The sequence below is a fragment of the Cryobacterium adonitolivorans genome, assembly GCF_004402695.1.
Lineage (GTDB): Bacteria > Actinomycetota > Actinomycetes > Actinomycetales > Microbacteriaceae > Cryobacterium > Cryobacterium adonitolivorans.
In genome coordinates this window covers 1-20,802 of sequence record NZ_SOFL01000051.1, presented here as the reverse complement: position 1 = coordinate 20,802, position 20,802 = coordinate 1, and the positions used below count along the sequence as shown (strand labels likewise).

The following is a 20,802-nucleotide window of genomic DNA, read 5'->3' as shown; positions in this document are numbered from 1 at the left end:
CGTGGGCCTGCGCGGCCTGTGAGGCGGCCTGTGCGGCACGCGCCGCGTCGGCTTCGGCGGCGCGCTGAGCCTGGGCCTGCGCCTTGGCCCGGCGTTCGGCCGCGACCCGGCGTTCGGCCGCGACCCGGCGTTCGGCCTCGTCGGCCCTGGCCGCCACCTGCTCCAACGCCCGCTGCTGGGCCGCTACCTCGCTGGCCGCCTGGGCCTCGGCCACCTCGAAGCGGATCTGACCGATCAGCTGCACCCGCTTCTCGAGCGCGGCGGCGGCATCCGTTGACGCAGCGAGCAACTCCCGGGCGGCCGGATGGCGCAGGTCGAGCCCGCAGGACGGGCACACCGGTGCCGGCAGCGTGGTCGAGCAGGCCGGGCAACGGGACGTGTCGGTGAGCTCGGCCGCAGTGAGCGGCCAGCGAAATCGTCCGACGTGCTGCGCGAAATCACGACTGGAGCTGCTCGGTGACATCAATCCCCCTGATGAATGGTGCGGCCTCCACAGGCTAGTGGGTCAGCGGAAAGGCGGACGGGTTATGCACAGGCCAACGCCCCACTTCGGGGCGATTGACACCGTGTCATTGACGCCGTGTCAACGGCGGGGCTAACGTGCGAATATGAGCACCACGAAGACCTCCCCGCGCCTGAGCAAACAGCCCGACGAGCGCCACGACGAGATCGTCGCCGCCACCCGGCAGCTATTCGCCGAACGGGGCGTGGCCAAGGTCTCCGTCACCGAGATCGCCAAGCGCGTCGGCGTCACGCGGGGCCTGATCTACCATTACTTTCCCGACCGTGACGCGCTGATCGACCTGATCTTCGAGGACCACATCGCCGAGTTCGTCGAGGCCGTCTCCCGGTGGGACGCCGGCCGGGAGCCGGGCAACGTGCAGAAGGCGCTGCTGGACTGCGTGGTGTTGTTCCGCCACCACCTGCGTGCCAAGGACATGTTCCGTGAGGACCTCGGACACCCCGAGAACGCCGGGCTGTACAACCGGTTCGTGGACCGCGCCGTGCGCGCCATCGTCGAGCGCCTGCGGGTGACCACGGTCGAGGCGTATGCCCGGGCGCACCACATCGACATCGAACACGTCGGCGAGGTCTTCTACGTCCTGGTCTACGGCCTGATCGGCCTCGTGCGCTCATCGCCCGACGTCGAGGACCAGGTTCTCGTCGCGATCGTGCGGCAGACGTTGCACCTGGACATGGGCACCACCCCTGCATCACCCCAATAAAGAAAAATGAACACGGAGAATCGAAGATGTTCCTGTACGAGTCAATCCCCTGGTACTCCACACTGATGTGGGTCGCGGTGGTGGCGGGCCTCATGCTTGCCAACGAGATCGCCCGCGCCAGCAAGTGGGCCGCGCTCGTCCTGTTCATCGGGTTACCGGTGGTACTCACCATCTTCGTCTGGCCCCACACCGCGGGTGCCGACTCCAGCACCGGAACCTGGTTCCACTGGGTCAAGGTGTACTCCGCGCTGGCCGGCTGCCTGGGCTTCATGGCCATCCGCTTCATCCCGAAGCTGGCGAAGAACAAGTACTGGCTGATGTTCCCGGCGGCGATCCTCGCCCTGAACATCTTCGAAGCGGTCATCCGCGACTTCCAGGTCTACGGCATGCAGGGCATGGTCGACGGTGTCTTCATGGTGGGCGGCCCGTGGAACATCATGAACGGCATCGCCGGGCTGCTGAACCTGCTCACCATCTGCGGCTGGGTGGGCATCATCATCGGCCGCGGCAAGCAGAAGGACATGATTTGGCCCGACATGCTCTGGTTCTGGATCATCGCGTACGACCTGTGGAACTTCGCCTACGTCTATAACGCCGTCGGTGACCACTCCTTCTACGCCGGCGCCGCCCTGCTGGTCTCCTGCACCATCCCCGCGTTCTTCATCAAGCGCGGCGCCTGGCTGCAGCACCGGGCACAGACCCTGGCGTTCTGGATGATGTTCACGATGGCCGTGCCCACGTTCGTCACCAGTTCGATGTTCGCGGTCGAGTCCTCGCACAACCCCACCGCACTGTTCATCGTCAGCGCGATCTCGCTGGCCGCCAACATCGCTGTGGTCGTCTACCAGGTGCGCGTCATCGTGCGCACCAAGCGCAACCCGCTGAAGGACGAGCTGTTCGTGGAGCTGCCCGCTTACCAGAAGGTTCTCGCCGACAACCGGCCGCTGGATGCCGAGCCCGGCACGAGCGCGGCCCCGCCGCTGGCCGCATCTCGCGTCTAGTTCGTCACCGCGTACCGCCCGCGAAAGCGGTCGTGTGGTTGCCTCGAGAGCCTCGAAGCAACCACGCTTCCGCTCTCGCCGCAGTCACAGCGTGTTCTCGGCGAGCCAGCCGAGCAGCACCCGCTCCACATCAGCGGGGCGTTCCACGTTCGGCAGGTGCGCGGTGTCGCGGAAGACGCATCCGCTGGCCTGGGGCAGCGTGGTCACCAGGTACTCGTATGCCGCGAGTACCTCCGACATGTCGTACTCGCCCACGGTCACCAGGGTGGGTACCTCGATGTCGACGACCCTGTCGAACGCGGGCGGCTCGAGGGGGATCGACACGGGGCTCTCTTCGGCGTGGATGACGTTCACCCGGTTGAGCGCGTAGGCGGTCGAAACGAACTCGGGGTCCAGGTCCTCCTCGCGGCGCAAGGGCCCGAAATCCCAGATCGCGGCCTCGAGACGGGCCAACCGGTGCCAATCCTGGGCCGCGAAGGCCCGGTCTATCTCGTCGAACCTGGCATCCTCCACCTCGGTCAACTCGGTATCGGGAAACCCGCTCGGGCCCGATCCGATCACGATCAGTCCGGCCACCCGGTCCGGGCTCTCCACCGCGAGGTCGATGGCGATGCCGCCGCCGCGGGAGCAGCCGATCAGCGTCGCGCGGGCCACGCCGAGGTGGTCGAGCACGGCTAGGGCATCGGCGCGGTTGGAGAACTCGACGTCGTCGGTGCTGGTCTGGCCGAAGCCGCGGGTGTCGAAACGGATGACGTGGTGGTCCGCGGCCAGCGCCGGGACCTGCGGATCCCACATGCGCAGGTTCGCGATGCCCGCGTGGAGCAGCAGCAGCGCCGGCTTCGAGGCGTGTCCGTCGGTTTCGTAGTACAGGCTCGCGCCCGGCACGGTGAGGTGAGGCATGAGTCGAGCGTACGACGCCGGAGGGGCCGGTGGAGGACTTTTTTCGCGATCCGGCGGCACAGTGCCTAACCCCTAGGCTCGAAAGGTGGGCGGTGTGCTGGTCGGGTTCTCGATCATCGGGTTTGTGATCCTGGTGGGCTATGTCGTCGAGCGCACCGGCGTGGCCGGCGAGGACGCCGGCCGGGTGCTCAACCGCATCGCGTTCTTCGTGGCAACCCCGGCGCTGCTGTTCACCGTGCTCTCCCACGCGGATGTGCGCGTGCTGTTCTCCGCGTTCCTCGCCACGGTGCTGTGCAGCGTGATCGTCGGCATGCTGTTGTACCTGCTGCTGGCGCGGCTGTTCTTCCGGGCGCCGGTGCCGGAAAGTGTGCTCGGCGCCACCAGCGCCACGTACGTGAACGCCAACAACATCGGCCTGCCGGTGGCCATCTACGTGCTCGGCAGTGCCCAGTACGTGGCGCCCGTGTTGCTGTTGCAGCTGCTCGTCCTCGCCCCGATCACCCTGAGCATCCTCGACGCCTCCACCCGCGGGCGGGTGTCGGTGCGCAGCATCCTCACCCAGCCGCTGCGGAACCCGATGATCATCGCCTCGGTGCTCGGCGTGCTCGTGGCGGCCTTCGGCATCCCGGTGCCCGACGCCGTGATCGCGCCGCTGGACATCATCGGCGGCGCCGCGATCCCGCTTGTACTGATGTCGTTCGGCATGTCGCTGCGCGGCCAGCGGCTGCTGCAGGCCGGCACCGGGCGCAAGCAGGTGGTCGCGGCGTCGGTGATCAAGGTGGTGCTGATGCCGATGATCGCCTACCTGTTCGGCCGGTTCGTGTTCTCTCTGGACGGTGCCGAGCTGTTCGCCGTCGTGACCGTGAGCGCGTTGCCGACCGCGCAGAACATCTTCAACTTCGCGTCCCGCTACGACCGGGGCGTGGTGGTGGCCCGCGACACCGTGCTGGTCACCACGATCGGCGCGATCCCGGCGCTCGTGATCGTCGCGGCGCTGCTCGCCTGAGCCGACACTGCTGGGCCGCGCTAGAAGATCATCGGGCGGTCGTCGTCCCCGTCGTCGTTCTCGATGTCCACCAGCACGGGCACGTGGTCGCTCGGGGCGTCGCCCTTGCGCTCGTTGCGGTGGATGCTGGCATCAGTGACGAGTTCGCCGAACGCCGGCGAGCCGAGGATGAAGTCGATGCGCAGGCCCTCGTTGCGCGGGAAGCGCAGCTGCGTGTAGTCCCAGTAGGTGAAGCCCTCCGGCACGATCGGGCGCACCACGTCGGTGAAACCGGCCGCCTCGAACGCCTCGAAGGCGCTGCGCTCCGGCTCGGAGATGTGGGTGGAGACACCGGGCACCAGGGTGGGGTCGCCCACGTCGGAATCCAGCGGGGCCACGTTCCAGTCGCCCATCAGCGCCATCGCCAGACGAGGATTGCGGGCAAGTTCGTCGGCGGCGTGGGTCTTCAGGCGGGTCAGCCAGTCCAGCTTGTAGACGAAGTGCGGGTCGTCGAGCGAACGACCGTTGGGCACATACAGGCTCCACAGCCGCATCTCGTTCACGGTCACGCCCAGCGCGCGGGCCTCCAGCGGCAGGCCTGGGCCCTCTTCGCCCTTGAGGAAGCCGGGCATCTCGGGGAACGTGGTGACGACATCCGTCATCTCGTGGCGGCTGGCGAACGCGACGCCGTTCCACTGGCTGAGCCCGTGGATGGCCAGTTCGTAGCCGGCGTCTTCGAAGACCTGGGCGGGGAACTGCTCGGGCTTGCACTTGATCTCCTGCATGGCGAGCACGTCGATGTCCTCCCGCACCATCCAGTCGACCGTCCTGTCGACGCGGGCACGGATGGAGTTGACGTTCCAGGTGGCGATGCGCATGGCTCCAGCCTATTTGGTCCCGCCGAGTTGCCCCCTTCCGGACGAGTTGCCCCTCTACGCCGGGGCAACTCGTCCGAAGCTGGGCAACTCGGCGCCCGGCGGCGAGAAACGTCGCCGACACACGGCAGTGGCAGGATGGCTGTATGTCGGAATTGCAGATCGGTTACGCGGCCATGTTGGAGCAGTTCGCCCCCGCCGAGGCGGTGGCACTGTCGGTCTACGCGGAGGAGCACGGCTTCTCGGGGGTCATGGCGGCCGACCACTTCCAACCCTGGGTGCCCGCCCAGGGTGAATCCTCGTTCGTGTGGAGCGTGCTCGCCGCGATCGGTGAGCGCACCAAGGGCGACATGGGCCCCGGCGTCACCGCGCCCACCTTCCGCTGGCACCCCGCCATGGTCGCGCAGGCCTCCGCCACTCTCGCCTCGATGTACCCCGGCCGGCACTGGCTGGGCCTGGGCTCCGGCGAGGCGCTCAACGAGCACATCGTCGGCGGCTACTGGCCCGAGGCGCCTGAGCGCATCAACCGCATGTTCGAGGCCATCGAGATCATCTCGAAGCTGTTCACGGCGTCCATCGCAGGCAAGGACGTCAAGCACTCCGGCCAGTTCTTCAAGCTCGAGTCCACCCGCCTGTGGACCATGCCTGAGGTCGCACCCGAGATCCTCGTCGCCACCGCCGGCCCGGTCACCGCCAAGCGCGCCGGCCGGCACGCCGACGGTCTCATCACGGTCGGTGCCCCGTTGGAGAAGATCTCGATGCTCTTCGGCAAATTCGACGACGGCGCCCGCGAAGCCGGCAAGGACCCCTCGACCATGCCCAAGGTGCTGCAGCTGCACATGAGCTGGGCAGAGACCGATGAGGAGGCCATGGCCAACGCGCTGCACGAGTGGCCCAACGGCGGCATGAAGTTCCCCAAGGGCGACATCCGTTCGCCGTTCGAGTTCGAGCAGATGGCCAAGCTCGTGCGGCCAGAGGACTTCGAGGGCCGGATGATCATCTCCGCCGACCCCGACGACCACCGCGCCTACATCCAGAGGTTCGTCGACCTCGGCTTCGACAAGATCTACCTGCACAACGTGGGCCGCAACCAGCGCCAGTGGATCGACGTCTTCGGCCGCGACGTGCTGCCGAAGCTCGCCCGGTAGCGATGCACAACGCGGCCGACGGTGCGCGCCACCGGCTCGAGGTGTTCGTGCTACCCGGAATCGGCGAGGTGCGGGCCGGCGACGACCTGGCCGCGATCATCGCGGCCGCCGCCGGACCGGCGGCGTCCCGCCTGGCCGACGGCGATATCCTAGCCGTGACCAGCAAGATCGTGTCCAAGGCCGAGGGGCGGCAGGTGGCCGCCTCCGACCGGGAACAGGCCATCGCCGACGAGACCGTGCGGGTCGTCGCAACCCGCGCGCATCCGGGCGGGGTGACCCGCATCGTCGAGAATCGGCAGGGCCTGGTGATGGCCGCCGCCGGCGTCGACGCCAGCAACGTCGAACACGGCACCGTGCTGCTGCTGCCCGTCGACCCGGATGCCTCCGCCCGCTCCCTCTGCGCCGCCCTCCGCGCTGCCACCGGGCTGCACCTCGGGGTGCTGATCACCGACACCGTGGGCCGCCCGTGGCGCGACGGCCAGACCGACATCGCCATCGGCGCCGCCGGCGTGGCCGTGCTCGACGACCTGCGCGGCACGGCGGATGCGCACGGTCGCCGCCTCGACGTCACCGTCGCCGCGGTGGCGGACGAGATCGCCGGCGCCACCGACCTCATCAAGGGCAAGACCAGCGGCAACCCCGTCGCCGTGCTGCGCGGCCTGGGCCACCTGGTGGGCGCGATCGACGCGGGGGATCGCGGCGCGCGTCGGTTGTTGCGCGACAGCGCGAACGACATGTTCCGCGTCGGAAGCGCCGAGGCGTACGCGGAGGGGTATACGGCCGGGCTCGCCGCTGCGGCTGAGCTGGCTGAGCCCGCTGCCGCATCCGCTGCCGCATCCGCTGGGTCCGATAGGGCTGGTACGCCTGCGCCCGCTGCCCAGGCTGGTCAGTTGACAGTTGGGGCCCCTTCAGAACGCGCCGACGGGCTCGACGTGACGTCTCGTGAAGTGCCCGCTGCCGAGGGGGCAGTTGGGGCCCCTACGGAGAGCGACAACGGGCCCGACGTGCCATCTCGCGGGACCGCATCCCCGTGAGCTGGGTGTGCGTAGTGCCCGTCAAGGGCAGTGTCGGCGCCAAGAGCCGCCTGGTTGCCCTGCCGGAGACCTTCCCGGCGCGCGGGGAGCTCGCCGAGGCCTTCGCGCTGGACACCGTGGCGGCACTGCTGGCCGCCGCCATGGTGGAGCGGGTGCTCGTTGTGACCGCCGACCCCGCTGCTGCCGCGCCGCTCGCCGCCCTGGGCGCCCAGATCGTCGCCGAGTTGCCGCAAACCTCCCCTTCGGATTCCCCCAACGGGCCGGATGCGACACCTCGCGACCCGCTCAACGCGGCCATCAACGAGGGCATCCGGGTGGCTCAAACCCATTACCCGCTCTGCAGTGTGGCGGTGCTCACTGGAGACCTGCCCGCGCTCACCGTCGAAGACGTCGAGGCGACCCTCGCCGCCGCAGCCGCCCACGACAAGGCCATGGTCGCCGACGAAGAGTGCACCGGCACCACCACTTTGCTCGCACGCGCCGGCACCGTATTCACGCCGCAGTTCGGGCCCGGCTCGCGCGCCGCGCATGAGGCGGCCGGTCACGTGCCGCTCGACCTGCCGGCCACGGCTTCGATCCGCCGCGACGTCGACACTGTCGACGACCTCGCCGAGGCGCTGCGCCGCGGCGTCGGAGCGCACACCAGCGCGCTCATCGCCCGCTCGCAGCTGGGCCAGAGCCACGCCGATCTGGCGCCTCGCTAGCTGCGGCACCCCGATTGACGACGTCGGGGGTGCACCCGATGGGCACACCCCCGCAGTCGTGCGGGTGGCTACCGAGCGGCGGGAACCGCCGGCCGCACCGAGGAGGCCAGCGCTGCGAGCACGTCGGCGGGGGTGGCCGCCATCTCGATCGAGGCGCGGAACGAGGGCTTCATCAGGCTGCGGGACAGCTGGGCGAGCACCTTGAGGTGCTCGGTTCCGGCGGCGGCCTCGGGCACGGCGATCATGAAGATCAGGTGCGCGGGGGCCTCGTCGAGCGAGTTCCAGTCGACGCCGGCCCTGCTGCGCGCGAACGCGAGCACCGGGGACGTGGCGCCGTCGGACTTCGCGTGCGGGATCGCGATGCCCTCGCCGATGCCGGTGGTGCTGATGATTTCCCGGTTCAGGGCGGCCTGCACCACGGCGTCGACGTCGAGCACGCGCCCGGTGGTCTGCATCAGGCCGGCCAGACGACGGATGACGGTGTCCCGGTCGGTCTCCTCGATGTCGAGCACGATGGTGCGTTCGTCGATGTAGTCGAGCACGGTCTTCGGCGCGGGGGCCACCGGCGCGGTGGTCGTCGGGGCCGCGGCCACGACAACCGGCACGCCAACCACGGGTGCCGCAGCGCCCAGACCAGCGGCATCCGCAGCACCCGCCGCAGCACCGACCGGAGTCGCCTCAGCAGCAGCCGCCGGCGCGACCTTGCGCACCGAGATGCCGATCAGCAGCACCGACACCAGGGCGGTGACGGCCACACCGGCGAGGATCGCGACGAAGTACATCGGCACGCCGCTGACGGCACCGAAAACGGCCACGATCGGGCCACCGTGCGGCACGGCGTTGGTGACGCCGGCGATCGCGGCGATCGCACCGGCGACGGCGCCGCCGAGCACGTTCGCGGGGATGACCTGCAGTGGGCGGGCCGCGGCGAGCGGGATGGCGCCCTCGGTGATGCCGAAGAAGCCCATGAACAGCGCGGCGATGCCGGCCTCGCGTTCCACGGGAGTGAAGAACCGGCGACGGATGAGAGTGGCCAGTCCCATACCCAACGGCGGCACGGCGATGGCCGCGGCGACCATGCCCATCGGGCCGGGGTTGCCGGAGGCGATCAGGGCGGAGCCGAACAGGAATGCGGTCTTGTTAATCGGGCCGCCCATGTCGAACGCGACCATCGCGCCCAGGATCAGGCCGAGCACGACGACGCTGCCGCCGTCGAGGCTGGAGAGGAAGTCGGTCATCGTGGAGAAGACCCAGGCGATCGGCTGGCCGAGGGCGAGCACGAACAGGCCGCCGACGGCGAGGGTGGTGATCACGGGGATGACCAGGATCGGCATGATCGGCTTGATGAAGCGGTGCACCGGGATCTTCTTGATGCCCAGCGCCACGAAGCCCACCAGGAAGCCGGTGACGATGCCGCCGATGAAGCCGGCGCCCGATTCGGAGTTGTAGAAGGAGCCGGTGGTGGCGATCCAGCCGCAGATCATGCCCGGTGCGAGCCCGGGCCGGTCGGCGATCGCGTAGGCGATGAAGCCGGAGAGGATCGGCACCATCAGGGTAAAGCCGAGCACGCCGATCTGGTTGATGGTGAACCAGAAGCTGTCCTCGGGGATCACGAGTCCCTGCGGTGTGGCTTCACCGCCGATCGACAGCGAGATCGCGATGAGCAGCCCGCCGACGACGACGAACGGGATCATGTAGGACACGCCGTTCATCAGCGCGCGGTAGATGAAGCCGCCGAAGTCGCGTTTGCCGGCGCTCGCCGGGGCATCCGTGCGCACGGCGACATTGCCGGTGGGGGCGGCGGCCAGGGCCTCGGCGATCAGCGAGGCCGGGCGGTGGATGCCGTCGGAGACGCGGGTGGAGACGATGCGCTTGCCGCCGAAGCGGGACAGGTCGATCTGGGTGTCGGCGGCGATGACGACGGCGTCCGCGCGGTCGATGTCGGCCTGGCTGAAGGTGCCTTCGACACCGACGGAACCATGCGTCTCGACCCGGATCTCGTAGCCGAGTTCGGTGGCGGCCGCGTCGAGCTTTTCGGCGGCCATGTAGGTGTGGGCGATGCCCGTTGGGCAGGCCGTGATCGCCAGGATCAGCACCGTGGGCGGCGCGATGGTGGTGTCGGTGGGGATTTCAGGCATGGTGCGGTGTCCTTCCAGGACGGCGCCGCCGAACGGTGGCCCGTCGGCCGTGGAGCGCGTGCTCACCCGGTGAGAGATGCAGCAGCCTGCCCAGCGTACAGTTCGGCCTTCGGTGTATTCGAGAGTCTTTGGGCCCTGCCGGGCCGCTAGGGTGGGACGCGACACGGGGTGCCTCCGCCGGACGCGGAAGCTGAGATCCAGACCCGTCGAACCTGACTAGTTAGCACTAGCGAAGGGATGTCGCCATGACCGTTCACGCCGATTCACGCCGGGACCCCGGCCCGGATTCGCACCCGGATCCGCAGCCGCAGCCGGGCAGCACCGAGGCATTCAGCGGCCTGCTCTGGGCCGACATCGAAGCGACCCGCACCGCCATCGACGCGTTGCCATTCATCACGGCGCTCGGCGATGGCAGCCTGGGCGCCGGCCACTTCGTCTACTACCTCGCCCAGGATGCCCTCTACCTCGCGGCGTATTCCCGGGTCCTGGCCGAGGCGAGCGTCCTGGCGCCCAACGCGGCCGAACGGGCGTTCTGGGCGGCCGGTTCGGCCAGCTGCATCGAGGTGGAACTGGAGCTGCACCGCCGCTGGCTGGCCGGCCGAGACACGCGGCCGACGACTGGCCCGGTGACCCGCGCGTACGTCGACCACCTGGTCGCGGTCAGCGCGTCGGGCAACTATGCGGTGCTGCTGGCCGCGATCCTGCCCTGCTACTGGCTCTACGCGGATGTCGGCGAGCGCCTGCACGCCGGCTACCTGGCGAGCCTGCGCGAGGCGGCGCATCCGTACGCGGACTGGCTGGAGACCTACGCCGACGAGGCGTTCGCGGCCGCGACGCGGCAGGCCATCCTGCTCACCGACGCCGCGGCGGCCACCGCGACGGTCGTCGACCGGGCGCTGATGCGCGCCGTGTTCGCCCGGTCGGCGACCCTCGAGCTGCTCTTCTTCGACGCTCCCCGGCTGCACGCGCCGGGGTAGCCGGGTCGGCTCTCAGGTCAGGGCGACGGTTCGGAAACCCACGTTGCCGGCGGCGGAGTCCGCGGTGTTGGAGGCGCGCGCCGAGTTGCGGTACCGGTTGCAATAGGAGTCGTGGCAGAGGTACGAGCCGCCGCGCATCGAACGCTGCTCACCGGTGGCCGGCCCGGTCGGGTTGTCGGCGGGGGAGCGGGCGTAGTAGTCCTCCGCCCACCAGTCGGCGCACCACTCCCACACGTTGCCGACACTCTGCCAGAGGCCGTACCCGTTCGGCGTGAATTCGCGCACCGGGGCCGTGGTGAGCCAGCCGTCGTCCAGGGTGTTCACTGCGGGAAACCGGCCCTGCCAGATGTTGCAGCGCTGCCCCTCCTGCCATTCGTCGCCCCACGGGTAGCGCCGGCCGGCCAGCCCGCCGCGCGAAGCGCACTCCCATTCGGCCTCGGTCGGCAGCCGCCGCCCCGCCCACTCGCAGTAGGCCAGCGCGTCGTTCCAGCTCACCTGCACCACCGGATGCTCGGCCAGGCCGTCGAGCGACGAACGGGGGCCGGCCGGATGCGCCCAGTCGGCGCCGCGCACCCCCAACCACCAGGGTGTCTGCGGCGGTTGGCCGACCACGTCGTCGAGGTCGGCCCGCAACGCCAGGTGGAACACCGCGGAGTAGCCCAACAGCTCCGACTCGGTGCGATGCCCGGTTTCGGCGACGAACCGGGCGAAGGCGGCGTTGGTGACCGTTGTCGCGTCGATGGAGAAGGCATCCAGCCGCACCTCGTGCACGGGGGTCTCGCCGTCGCCGGCGTTGCCCGCCCCGTCGGCGTCGCCCATCGAGAAGACCTGCGCCGGCACCAACGCCTGGTCGAGGTCGTGCCGGCCTTGGGCACCGGGAGCACTGTGTGCCGCGTCGTGGTGCGACGCGGGCGCGCCGGGGTGGGCCTCGGCATCGTGCCCACCCATGGCCAGCCGGGGCTCGGCCATCGCCTCGTGTGCGGGCGCGCAGCACCCGTGGTCATCCGTCGTCACGCGCAGACCCTAGCGCGCGCCCCCCGCCGCGACCACCCCCCGCCCAGTCCGTCCACAGACGGACCGCGCGCCGAAGGGGTACCGCCAGGCGGCATGATGGCCCATACTTGGCCCCATGGTTCCCCGCTCCGCCCCGAGTTATCGCACGCTCGCCTCGATCAGCAGGATCACGCTGCTTCTGCACCTTCAGCGTCGCGGAACCATGACCGTCGGCGACCTCGCCGAGGCGGCCGGGTTGCACTCGAACACCGCCAGGGAGCACCTGCAGCGCCTGGTCGACGACGGTTTCATCACCTGCCAACCGGAGATCCGCGAAACCAAGGGCCGTCCCCGCATGCTTTACAGCGCGGCCGCCGGCGCTGCCGAGCCCGGCTCGGTTCGCGCGGTCAAGGCCGACGTCGCCCACCGCCGTGGCGACCTTGTGCGCAAGCTCCTGCCCCTCGCGGCCGTCGACTCCTCCCCGCGCCAGTGCCAGATGGACGCGCTCGACGACCACCTGGACCAGAGCGGCTTCGACTCCGATCACGACCCGGACGGCACCCACGTGCACCTGCACGACTGCCCGTACAGCGAGATGGTGAAGCTGCACCCCGAGGTGTGCACGGTGCACTTCGGCCTGATCAAGTCGCTGCTCGAACAGACGGACGGCCCGCTGCGGGCCGAACGGATGCATCCACTGGCCGGCCCGGACACCTGCACCCTCGACCTGCTGGTGCGGGTTCTCGAACCGGCGCTGGCCCAGGAGACGTCGCCGCCGGTGGTCGTTTACGCCCCCGCCGATTATTAACGGCGTTTCGCGGTTGTCGCGGTTTTCCTCACTCGGGAGACTTGCGCAGAGGGCATCGCTGACCGTGGCGGCGCCGGCAGCGCTAGGAGATTTCCGTGAAATCGCTCAAGAATTCCGTCTTCTCACGAAACAGCCGAGCCGGCGGGGGTTCGCCCGCCAAGGCCGGTAGCGATGGCCCCATCACCGACTCGATCCTCAACCTCGGCAGGTTCCTGCGCCGCGGCGAAACCTCACCCGACCTGCGCTCCCTGTTCCTCGAGGGCGGCCGGGACGCCGACTCGTTCTACCGTGACCGCTGGACCCACGACAAGGAGGTGCGGTCCACCCACGGGGTGAACTGCACAGGCTCCTGCTCCTGGAAGGTGTACGTCAAGGACGGCATCATCACCTGGGAGACCCAGCAGACCGACTACCCCTCGGTGGGCCCGGACTCGCCGGAGTACGAACCCCGCGGCTGCCCCCGCGGCGCCGCGTTCAGCTGGTACACCTACTCGCCCAACCGCGTGCGATACCCCTACGTGCGCGGTGTGCTGCTCGAGCTGTACCGCGCGGCGAAGGCCCGCACCGGAGACCCGGTGCTCGCCTGGGCCGAGGTCACCGGCAACCCGGAGAGCGCCCGCGCCTACAAAAGTGCCCGCGGCCAGGGTGGCCTGGTGCGCGCCAGCTGGGACGAGGCCGCCGAAATCGTAGCCGCCGCCCAGGTGCACACCATCAAGGAGTACGGGCCCGATCGCATCGCCGGCTTCTCGCCGATCCCCGCCATGTCGATTGTCTCGCACGGGGTCGGCAACCGGTTCATCACCCTGCTCGGCGGCACCATGCTCTCGTTCTACGACTGGTACGCCGACCTGCCCGTCGCCAGTCCGCAGGTGTTCGGCGACCAGACGGATGTGCCCGAATCCGCCGACTGGTGGAACTCGAGCTACCTGATCATGTGGGGCTCGAACGTTCCCGTGACCCGTACCCCCGACGCGCACTTCATGGTCGAGGCCCGCTACCGCGGCCAGAAGGTCATCACCGTCTCGCCCGACTACGCCGACAACTCCAAGTTCGCCGACGAGTGGCTGGCCGTGCACCCCGGCACCGACGGCGCCCTCGCCCTGGCCATGGGCCACGTTGTGCTCAAGGAGTTCCTCGTCGACCGGCGCACCCCGCAGTTCGTGGACTACATGAAGAAGTTCAGCGACTCCGCCTACCTGATCACCCTCACCCCGCGCGGGGACGCCTACGTTCCCGGCAAGTTCCTCACCGCGGATGCCCTGCCCGACACCGCCTCCACCGTCGCCAGCGCCACCTTCAAGCCGGTGCTGCTCGACCAGGACGGCCACGCGGTCGTGCCCAACGGGTCGCTCGGCCACCGGTTCAGCGAAACCGACGCCGGCAAGTGGAACCTCGACCTGGAGGGGGTCGACCCGCTGCTCTCGATCGCGGACGCCCCCGACCACGACGGTCGGAGCGCCGCCATCGACATGCCCCGCTTCGACGTCTCCGCCCTCACCGGGGAGGAGGGCGAGGAGCACACCGGCGGCGCCGGCGTCATCCGCCGCGGCGTGCCCGTGCGCACGGTGGCGGGCCAGCTGGTGACCACGGTCTTCGACCTGCTGCTCGCGCAGTACGGCGTCGGCCGCGACGAACTGAACCTGCCCGGGTCCTGGCCCACCGGCTACGACGATGCCACCTCGCCCGGCACCCCCGCCTGGCAGGAGGAGATCACCTCGGTGCCCGCGTCGGCCGCGGCCCGGATCGGCCGGGAGTTCGCGCAGAACGCCGAGGACTCCGGCGGCCGGTCGATGATCCTGATGGGCGCCGGCACCAACCACTGGTTCCACTCCGACACCATCTACCGTGCCTTTCTCGCGTTGACCACCATGACCGGCTGCCAGGGTGTCAACGGCGGCGGCTGGGCCCACTACGTGGGCCAGGAGAAGGTGCGTCCGGTCACCGGGCAGGCCCAGTACGCCTTCGCGCTGGACTGGGTGCGGCCGCCGCGCGCCATGATCGGCACCGCGTTCTGGTACCTCGCCACCGACCAGTGGCGCTACGACGGCCTCAGCGCCGACACCCTCGCCAGCCCGCTGGCCACCGGCACCTTCACCGGCCGCACCACGGCCGACTGCCTGGTCGAATCGGCCAAACGCGGCTGGATGCCCAGCTACCCCACCTTCAACCGCAACTCGCTCGACCTCGTCGACGACGCCGACGCAGCCGGGGTCGCGCCCGCCCAGTATGTGGTCGATTCGCTGCGAGACGGCAGCCTGGCCTACGCCTGCGAAGACCCGGATGCGCCGGAGAACTTCCCCCGGGTACTCGTGGTCTGGCGGGCCAACATCCTCGGCTCCTCGGGCAAGGGCAACGAGTATTTCCTCAAGCACCTGCTCGGCACCACGAGCGCCGTGCGCGCGCCCGAGTCGCCGCCTGAGAAGCGCCCGCAAACCATGACGTGGCACGAGTCCGCCCCGGAGGGCAAGCTCGACCTGATGGTCACCAGCGACTTCCGGATGACCTCCACCACGATCTACAGCGACGTGGTGCTGCCGCCGGCTACCTGGTACGAGAAGCACGACCTGTCGACGACCGACATGCACCCGTTCATCCACTCGTTCAACCCGGCGATCGACCCGCCCTTCCAGTCCAAGACCGACTTCGACATCTTCCACCTGTTGGCCAGGAAGGTCTCCGAGTTCTCGGAGACGCACCTCGGTGTGCGCCGTGACCTGGTCGCCACCCCGCTGATGCACGACACCCCAGACGCCATGGCCACCCCGCACGGCATCGTGGTGGAGAACCCCGACCTCATCCCCGGCATCACCATGCCGCGGCTGGTCGTGGTGGAACGCGACTACCCGGCGTTCGCCGCACAGCTCGGCGCCCTCGGCCCGCTCACCGCCAAGCTCGGCATGACCATCAAGGGCGTCAAGTACGACCCTGACAAGGAGATCGAGTACCTCGGCACCAAGAACGGCCTGGTCGAATCCGGACCGGCGGCCGGGCGTCCCAAGCTGGCCACCGACATCCATGCCTGCGAAATGGTGCTCGCGTTCTCCGGCACCACCAACGGCCGGCTCGGCACCCAGGGTTTCCGCCAGCTCGAGAAGCGCACCGGGCAGAAGCTCGCGCACCTGGCCAGCGACAACGAGGGCCGCCGGTTCACCTTCAAGGATGTGCAGGGTGCCCCGGTGCCGGTGCTCACCTCGCCGGAATGGTCGGGCAGCGAGCACGGCGGCCGCCGCTACAGCGCCTTCACCATCAACGTCGAGCACCTCAAACCGTGGCACACCCTCACCGGGCGGCAACACTTCTACCTCGACCACGACTGGATGATCGAGCTCGGCGAGCAGCTGCCGATCTACCGGCCGCCGCTGGACATGCATCGCCTGTTCGACGACTCGGTCGTCGGCTCGACGGCATCGACCGGGGCGCCCGGCTCGAAGGGCCGTGCCGAGGTGGCCGTGCGCTACCTCACCCCGCACTCCAAGTGGTCGATCCACTCCGAGTACCAGGACAATCTCTTGATGCTTTCGCTCTCCCGCGGCGGGCCCACCATCTGGATGTCGCCGCAGGACGCCGACAAGATCGGCGTGCGCGACAACGAGTGGATCGAGTCGTACAACCGCAACGGTGTGGTCGTGGCCCGGGCCATCGTCTCGCACCGGATGCCGGAGGGCACGGTGTACATGTACCACGCGAAGGACCGCACCATCAATGTGCCCGTCGCCGAGACCAGCGGCCTGCGTGGTGGCACCAACAACTCGCTCACTCGCATCCTGCTGAAACCCAGCCACCTGATCGGCGGCTACGCCCAGCTGTCATTCGCTTTCAACTACCTCGGCCCGACCGGGAACCAACGCGACGAGGTCACCGTGATCCGTCGACGCAGCCAGGAGGTTGAGTACTAAATGCGCGTTATGGCTCAAATGTCGATGATCATGAATCTCGACAAATGCATCGGCTGCCACACCTGCTCGGTGACCTGCAAGCAGGTCTGGACCAACCGCACCGGCGTCGAGTACGCCTGGTTCAACAACGTGGAGACCAAACCCGGGGTGGGCTACCCGCGCCAGTACGAAGACCAGGAGAAGTGGAAGGGCGGCTGGGTGCGCACCAAGCGCGGCCGGCTGAAGCTGCGCGCCGGTGGCCGGCTGAGCAAGCTGCTGCACATCTTCGACAACCCCGACCTGCCCGTGATCGACGACTACTACGAGCCGTGGACCTACGACTACGACATGCTCACCACCGCTCCGGCCGGCACCCAGAGCCCGGTGGCCCGGCCCAAGTCGCTGCTGACCGGCAAGAACATGGACATCAAGTGGTCGGGCAACTGGGACGACAACCTCGGCGGCTCGCAGGAGACCGCCGCTGACGACCCCATCCTCGCCACCATGAGCGAGCACGTGAAGATGGAGTTCGAGAACACCTTCATGTTCTACCTGCCGCGCATCTGCGAGCACTGCCTCAACCCCGCCTGCGTCGCCGCCTGCCCCTCCGGCGCCATGTACAAGCGCGAGGAAGACGGCATCGTACTCGTCGACGAGGACGGCTGCCGCGGCTGGCGCATGTGCGTCTCCGCCTGCCCCTATAAGAAGGTGTACTTCAACCACAAGACCGGCAAGGCCGAGAAGTGCACGCTCTGCTACCCGCTGATCGAACAGGGCAAGCCCACCATCTGCTCGGAGACCTGCGTCGGGCGCCTGCGCTACCTCGGCCTGATGCTCTACGACGCCGACGCCGTGCTCGCGGCCGCGTCGATCGAGAACGACCACGACCTGCTGGATGCCCAGCGCGGGGTCTTCCTCGACCCGTTCGACCCCGAAGTCATCGCCGCGGCCAAGGCCGAGGGCATGGAAGACGACTGGATCCTCGCCGCGCAGAACAGCCCGATTTACAAGCTCATCGCCGAGTATAAGATCGCGCTACCGCTGCACCCCGAGTACCGCACCATGCCCATGGTCTGGTACATCCCGCCGCTCTCTCCCGTGGTCGACGTAGTCTCCACCACACAAGCCGACAGTGAGGATGCCCGCACCCTGTTTGCCGCGATCGACCGGCTGCGCATTCCGGTGCAGTACCTGGCCGGGCTGTTCTCGGCCGGTGACGTGCGGCCCGTGGAGGCGTCGTTGAAGAAGCTCGCCGCCATGCGGTCGTACATGCGCGACATCAACCTGGGTCGGCCGGCCGACGAGCGCATCGCACGCGCCGTCGGCATGACCGGCGAAACTATGCAAGCCATGTACCGGCTGCTCGCCATCGCCAAGTACGAGGACCGCTACGTGATCCCCAAGGCTCACGTGGAGACCGCCCGCGAACTCGACGAGCTGGCCTGCTCGCTCGACACCGACGGCGGACCAGGCATGGGCGGTCCCGGTCAGAACGCCGGCCCGTTCGGCCATGAGTCCGGCATGCCGCTGGCCGGCACCGTGTCGAACTACAACGAGATGACCGGCAAGGCCGGCGAGAAGACCAAGCCCACCACCCCGGGCCGGGTCAACCTTCTCAACTGGACCGGTGGCAACGTGCCGCCGGGCATGTTCCCGCCGAAGAAGAGCCCGGGAGCGCCCGCATGAGAATGCCCAAGCTCGCCCCCCGGCGGGTGACCGCTCTGACGCTCGGCGACCAGGACCGCCGGATCACCCACATGGCGGCCTCCCTGCTGCTGGACTATCCCGACGAGGAGCGCCGGGCCAAGTTCGCCGTCGTCGCCGCGTCGCTGGGCGACCTGCCGGAGGCGCTGCGGGCGGCGTTCGGCGCGTTCCTCGACGCCGCCGGCGAGCTGACCCAGCAGCAGCTCGAGGTGCACTTCACGGCCACCTTCGACCTCAAGCGCAAGTGCTGCCCGTACCTGAGCTACTACGCCGCCGGCGACACCCGCCGGCGCGGCATGGCACTGGTGCGCTTCGTCGAGGCCTACCGCGCCGCCGGCTGGGAGGTCGACGCCGACGAACTGCCCGACTACCTGCCGATGGCGCTCGAATTCTCCGCGCTCTCCGATTCCCCGATCGCCGGCCAGCTGCTCTCTTCCCACCGGGACGGCATCGAGGTGCTGCGCGCGGCCCTGGAAAAGGTCAACAGCCCCTACGCACACCTCGTCGAAGCGGTCTGTCTGTCGCTGCCGCCGATCGACGACGAGACCCGTAAGCGGTACCTGGACCTCGTCAACGAGGGCCCGCCCACCGAGACCGTCGGCATGACCTACCTCGGCAATCTCAAACCGTTCTCCGCGCATGGCGCATCCAGTGAGGAAGTACGCCGATGACCCCGCTCGATTTCCTATTGTGGGTGGCGTTCCCCTACATCGCCGCGGCCACCTTCGTGGTCGGCCACATCCTGCGCTACCGGTTCGACCAGTTCGGCTGGACCTCCCGCTCCAGCCAGACCTACGAAAACCGGCTGCTGCGCTGGGGGTCGCCGATGTTCCACTACGGCATGCTCATGGTGATCGGCGGCCACGTGGTGGGTCTGTTCATTCCCAAGCCGTGGCTGGAGTTCTTCGGCGTCACCGAGCACATCTACCACCTCGGCGCCACCTGGATGGGCAGCGTCGCGGCGGTCCTGACCATCGCGGGGTTGATCATCCTGATCGTGCGCCGGCGCCTGGTCACCCGGGTGCACCTGGCCACCACGGTGATGGACAAGGTGATGTACATCTTCCTCGGCGGCACCATCCTGTTCGGCACCATCGCCACCGTGCTGCACCAGGTGCTCGGCGCCGGTTACGACTACCGCGGCTCGATCTCGCCGTGGATCCGCAGCCTGTGGGGCCTGCAGCCCGACCCATCGCTGATGAGCGATGTGCCGTTCTTCTTCCAGCTGCACGTGCTCACCGCCACAGCGCTGTTCCTGCTCTGGCCGTTCACCAGGCTGGTGCACGTGTTCTCCGCGCCGATCGGCTACATCTGGCGGCCCTACGTCATCTACCGCTCCCGCGACACCCACAAGGGCTCCGGCGCCCGGCCGGTGAAGCGTGGCTGGGAAAAGGCCGAGCTCCCCAACGTGCGGGTCTCCCCGCGCGCCGACGAGCCCTCCCGCCCCTCCCGCTCCCGCACCAACATCCGCCGCTAGAGGCCCGCCAAGCCAGGCGACGCAGGTCGCCTCGCGGGATCTCGACAAGCTCGATCAACGGATGGTGGCGACCCTCCAGTTGGTCGAGCTTGTCGACGCTGTGCTGAGCTTGTCGAAGTGGACCCGGTGACGTGAGTCGCGAACGCGGCTTGTTNGGCCGGTGGTCGGAGCCAGTGGCGGCCGGTGTTTTCGAAGATCTGCCAGCGCTGGTTGTGCAGCAGCAGGTGGTGGGTGGGGCAGAGCAGGATGCCCTGGTTGATGTCGGTTCTGCCCTGGTCCCTGAGCCAGTGCTCGATGTGGTGGGCTTCGGTGAAGGCCGGTGGCCGGTCGCAGCCGGGCCAGGTGCAGCCGCCGTCGCGGGCGGCGAGGGCTCGGCGTTGGGCTCGGGTGAACAGGCGTTGTTCGTGGCCCAGGTCCAGGGGCCGGTCGAACTCGTCGAAGCTGATCTGGACGGTTCCGGAGTCGCAGATGTGGCGTTCGATGGTTTCGGGGGAGACCGGGGCGTTGTTGCCTTCGATGTAGCCGTGGCCGGGCTGGCCGGGTAGGCAGATCAGGATGTCATCTGTGGCTGGTCCTGTGGCTGGTCCTGTGGCTGGTCCTGTGGCTGGTCCTGTGGCTGGTCCTGTGGCTGGTCCTGTGGCTGGTCCGTTGGCGGCGGGCCGGGTGGGTGCAGCGGGCCGGGTGGCCGGGGTGGGTTCTGTGGGCCGGGCGGTCGGGGTGGCGGTGGTGAGGATTTGCACGGCGGGGCGGCGGCCGCCGAGCATTTCGTTGGGGTTCACGGTGGTGCCGGCCGTGAGGAGGTCGATGAAGCCGTCGCAGGTGATTTGGCTGGTGCTGCGGGGGTCTTTTTTGACCGTTTTGGCCCAGGCGGCGCGTTTGGTGTCGACGAAGCGCACGCCGCCGCGGCGGGGGCTGGTGAAGCTGTCGAAGGTGGACTTGATGAACTCGCCCTGTTCC

General features: G+C 68.9%; 17 protein-coding genes, 1 pseudogene and 1 riboswitch. Of the genes and pseudogenes, 12 read left to right on the top strand and 6 right to left on the bottom strand.

The genetic code is table 11. The features are described 5' to 3' along the window. Positions 1-463, bottom strand: a pseudogene (locus tag E3O42_RS15575) (SCO7613 C-terminal domain-containing membrane protein); the annotation flags it as partial. A 145-nt stretch (positions 464-608) separates the two neighbouring features. On the opposite strand from E3O42_RS15575, the gene E3O42_RS15570 reads away from it, so the two are divergent. Beyond that, positions 609-1,226, top strand: coding sequence for a TetR/AcrR family transcriptional regulator (locus E3O42_RS15570; RefSeq protein WP_134454818.1), 618 nt, complete (start codon positions 609-611; stop codon positions 1,224-1,226). Between the two features lie 26 nt (positions 1,227-1,252). Then, entirely contained in the window at positions 1,253-2,227 is a 975-nt protein-coding gene (locus E3O42_RS15565) for a DUF5692 family protein (protein ID WP_134454817.1), read from the top strand. Positions 2,228-2,311: 84 nt separating this feature from the next. Here the strand turns inward: E3O42_RS15565 and E3O42_RS15560 are convergent, their stop codons facing one another. Continuing rightward, positions 2,312-3,127 (bottom strand): alpha/beta fold hydrolase, encoded by an 816-nt coding sequence (locus E3O42_RS15560; protein WP_134454816.1) that lies wholly within the window; start codon positions 3,125-3,127, stop codon positions 2,312-2,314. 85 nt (positions 3,128-3,212) lie between these two features. Here E3O42_RS15560 and E3O42_RS15555 point away from each other — a divergent pair, with 85 nt between their 5' ends. After that, the gene (locus E3O42_RS15555) at positions 3,213-4,133 is read left to right on the top strand and encodes an AEC family transporter (protein WP_134454815.1); all 921 of its coding nucleotides are present in this window, start codon (positions 3,213-3,215) and stop codon (positions 4,131-4,133) included. A gap of 20 nt (positions 4,134-4,153) precedes the next feature. Here the strand turns inward: E3O42_RS15555 and E3O42_RS15550 are convergent, their stop codons facing one another. Continuing rightward, positions 4,154-4,990, bottom strand: a complete 837-nt coding sequence (locus E3O42_RS15550) for an exodeoxyribonuclease III (protein ID WP_134454814.1) — start codon at positions 4,988-4,990, stop codon at positions 4,154-4,156. Between the two features lie 143 nt (positions 4,991-5,133). Between E3O42_RS15550 and E3O42_RS15545 the strand changes: the two genes are divergently transcribed. Genes E3O42_RS15545 through cofC form a run of 3 tightly spaced genes read left to right on the top strand, consistent with a single transcriptional unit; the run spans position 5,134 to position 7,873 of the window. Then, positions 5,134-6,135 (top strand): TIGR03557 family F420-dependent LLM class oxidoreductase, encoded by a 1,002-nt coding sequence (locus tag E3O42_RS15545; RefSeq protein WP_134454813.1) that lies wholly within the window; start codon positions 5,134-5,136, stop codon positions 6,133-6,135. A gap of 2 nt (positions 6,136-6,137) precedes the next feature. Then, a complete protein-coding gene (locus tag E3O42_RS15540; protein ID WP_134454812.1) occupies positions 6,138-7,169 on the top strand; it encodes a coenzyme F420-0:L-glutamate ligase in 1,032 nt (343 codons plus the stop codon). Between the two features lie 14 nt (positions 7,170-7,183). Continuing rightward, on the top strand, positions 7,184-7,873 hold the full coding sequence (gene cofC, locus E3O42_RS15535; RefSeq protein WP_241984870.1) for a 2-phospho-L-lactate guanylyltransferase: 690 nt from the start codon (positions 7,184-7,186) through the stop codon (positions 7,871-7,873). A gap of 68 nt (positions 7,874-7,941) precedes the next feature. Here cofC and E3O42_RS15530 read toward each other — a convergent pair whose 3' ends face one another. Continuing rightward, a complete protein-coding gene (locus tag E3O42_RS15530) occupies positions 7,942-10,011 on the bottom strand; it encodes a fructose-specific PTS transporter subunit EIIC (protein ID WP_134454810.1) in 2,070 nt (689 codons plus the stop codon). 154 nt (positions 10,012-10,165) lie between these two features. Continuing rightward, a riboswitch (TPP riboswitch) is annotated at positions 10,166-10,266 on the top strand. Here E3O42_RS15530 and E3O42_RS15525 point away from each other — a divergent pair. Further along, the gene (locus tag E3O42_RS15525) at positions 10,257-10,988 is read left to right on the top strand and encodes a thiaminase II/PqqC family protein (RefSeq protein WP_134454809.1); all 732 of its coding nucleotides are present in this window, start codon (positions 10,257-10,259) and stop codon (positions 10,986-10,988) included. (Overlaps the previous riboswitch by 10 nt.) A gap of 12 nt (positions 10,989-11,000) precedes the next feature. On the opposite strand, the gene E3O42_RS15520 is transcribed toward E3O42_RS15525, so the two are convergent. After that, a complete protein-coding gene (locus E3O42_RS15520) occupies positions 11,001-11,936 on the bottom strand; it encodes a formylglycine-generating enzyme family protein (protein ID WP_134454819.1) in 936 nt (311 codons plus the stop codon). 181 nt (positions 11,937-12,117) lie between these two features. Here E3O42_RS15520 and E3O42_RS15515 point away from each other — a divergent pair, with 181 nt between their 5' ends. The 5 genes from E3O42_RS15515 (at position 12,118) to narI (ending at position 19,845) form a co-directional block, all read left to right on the top strand. Continuing rightward, the gene (locus tag E3O42_RS15515) at positions 12,118-12,789 is read left to right on the top strand and encodes a helix-turn-helix transcriptional regulator (protein ID WP_134454808.1); all 672 of its coding nucleotides are present in this window, start codon (positions 12,118-12,120) and stop codon (positions 12,787-12,789) included. A 179-nt stretch (positions 12,790-12,968) separates the two neighbouring features. Further along, on the top strand, positions 12,969-16,685 hold the full coding sequence (locus E3O42_RS15510) for a nitrate reductase subunit alpha (RefSeq protein WP_241984871.1): 3,717 nt from the start codon (positions 12,969-12,971) through the stop codon (positions 16,683-16,685). Continuing rightward, on the top strand, positions 16,686-18,350 hold the full coding sequence (gene narH / locus E3O42_RS15505) for a nitrate reductase subunit beta (RefSeq protein ID WP_134454806.1): 1,665 nt from the start codon (positions 16,686-16,688) through the stop codon (positions 18,348-18,350). Continuing rightward, the gene (gene narJ / locus E3O42_RS15500; RefSeq protein WP_134454805.1) at positions 18,347-19,039 is read left to right on the top strand and encodes a nitrate reductase molybdenum cofactor assembly chaperone; all 693 of its coding nucleotides are present in this window, start codon (positions 18,347-18,349) and stop codon (positions 19,037-19,039) included. The genes narH and narJ overlap by 4 nt, the downstream gene beginning before the upstream one ends. Continuing rightward, positions 19,036-19,845, top strand: coding sequence for a respiratory nitrate reductase subunit gamma (gene narI, locus E3O42_RS15495; protein WP_134454804.1), 810 nt, complete (start codon positions 19,036-19,038; stop codon positions 19,843-19,845). Before narJ ends, narI begins: the two co-directional genes overlap by 4 nt. Here the strand turns inward: narI and E3O42_RS18990 are convergent. After that, entirely contained in the window at positions 19,842-20,609 is a 768-nt protein-coding gene (locus E3O42_RS18990; RefSeq protein WP_478213366.1) for an HNH endonuclease signature motif containing protein, read from the bottom strand. The genes narI and E3O42_RS18990 overlap by 4 nt on opposite strands. Positions 20,610-20,802 lie beyond the last annotated feature (193 nt).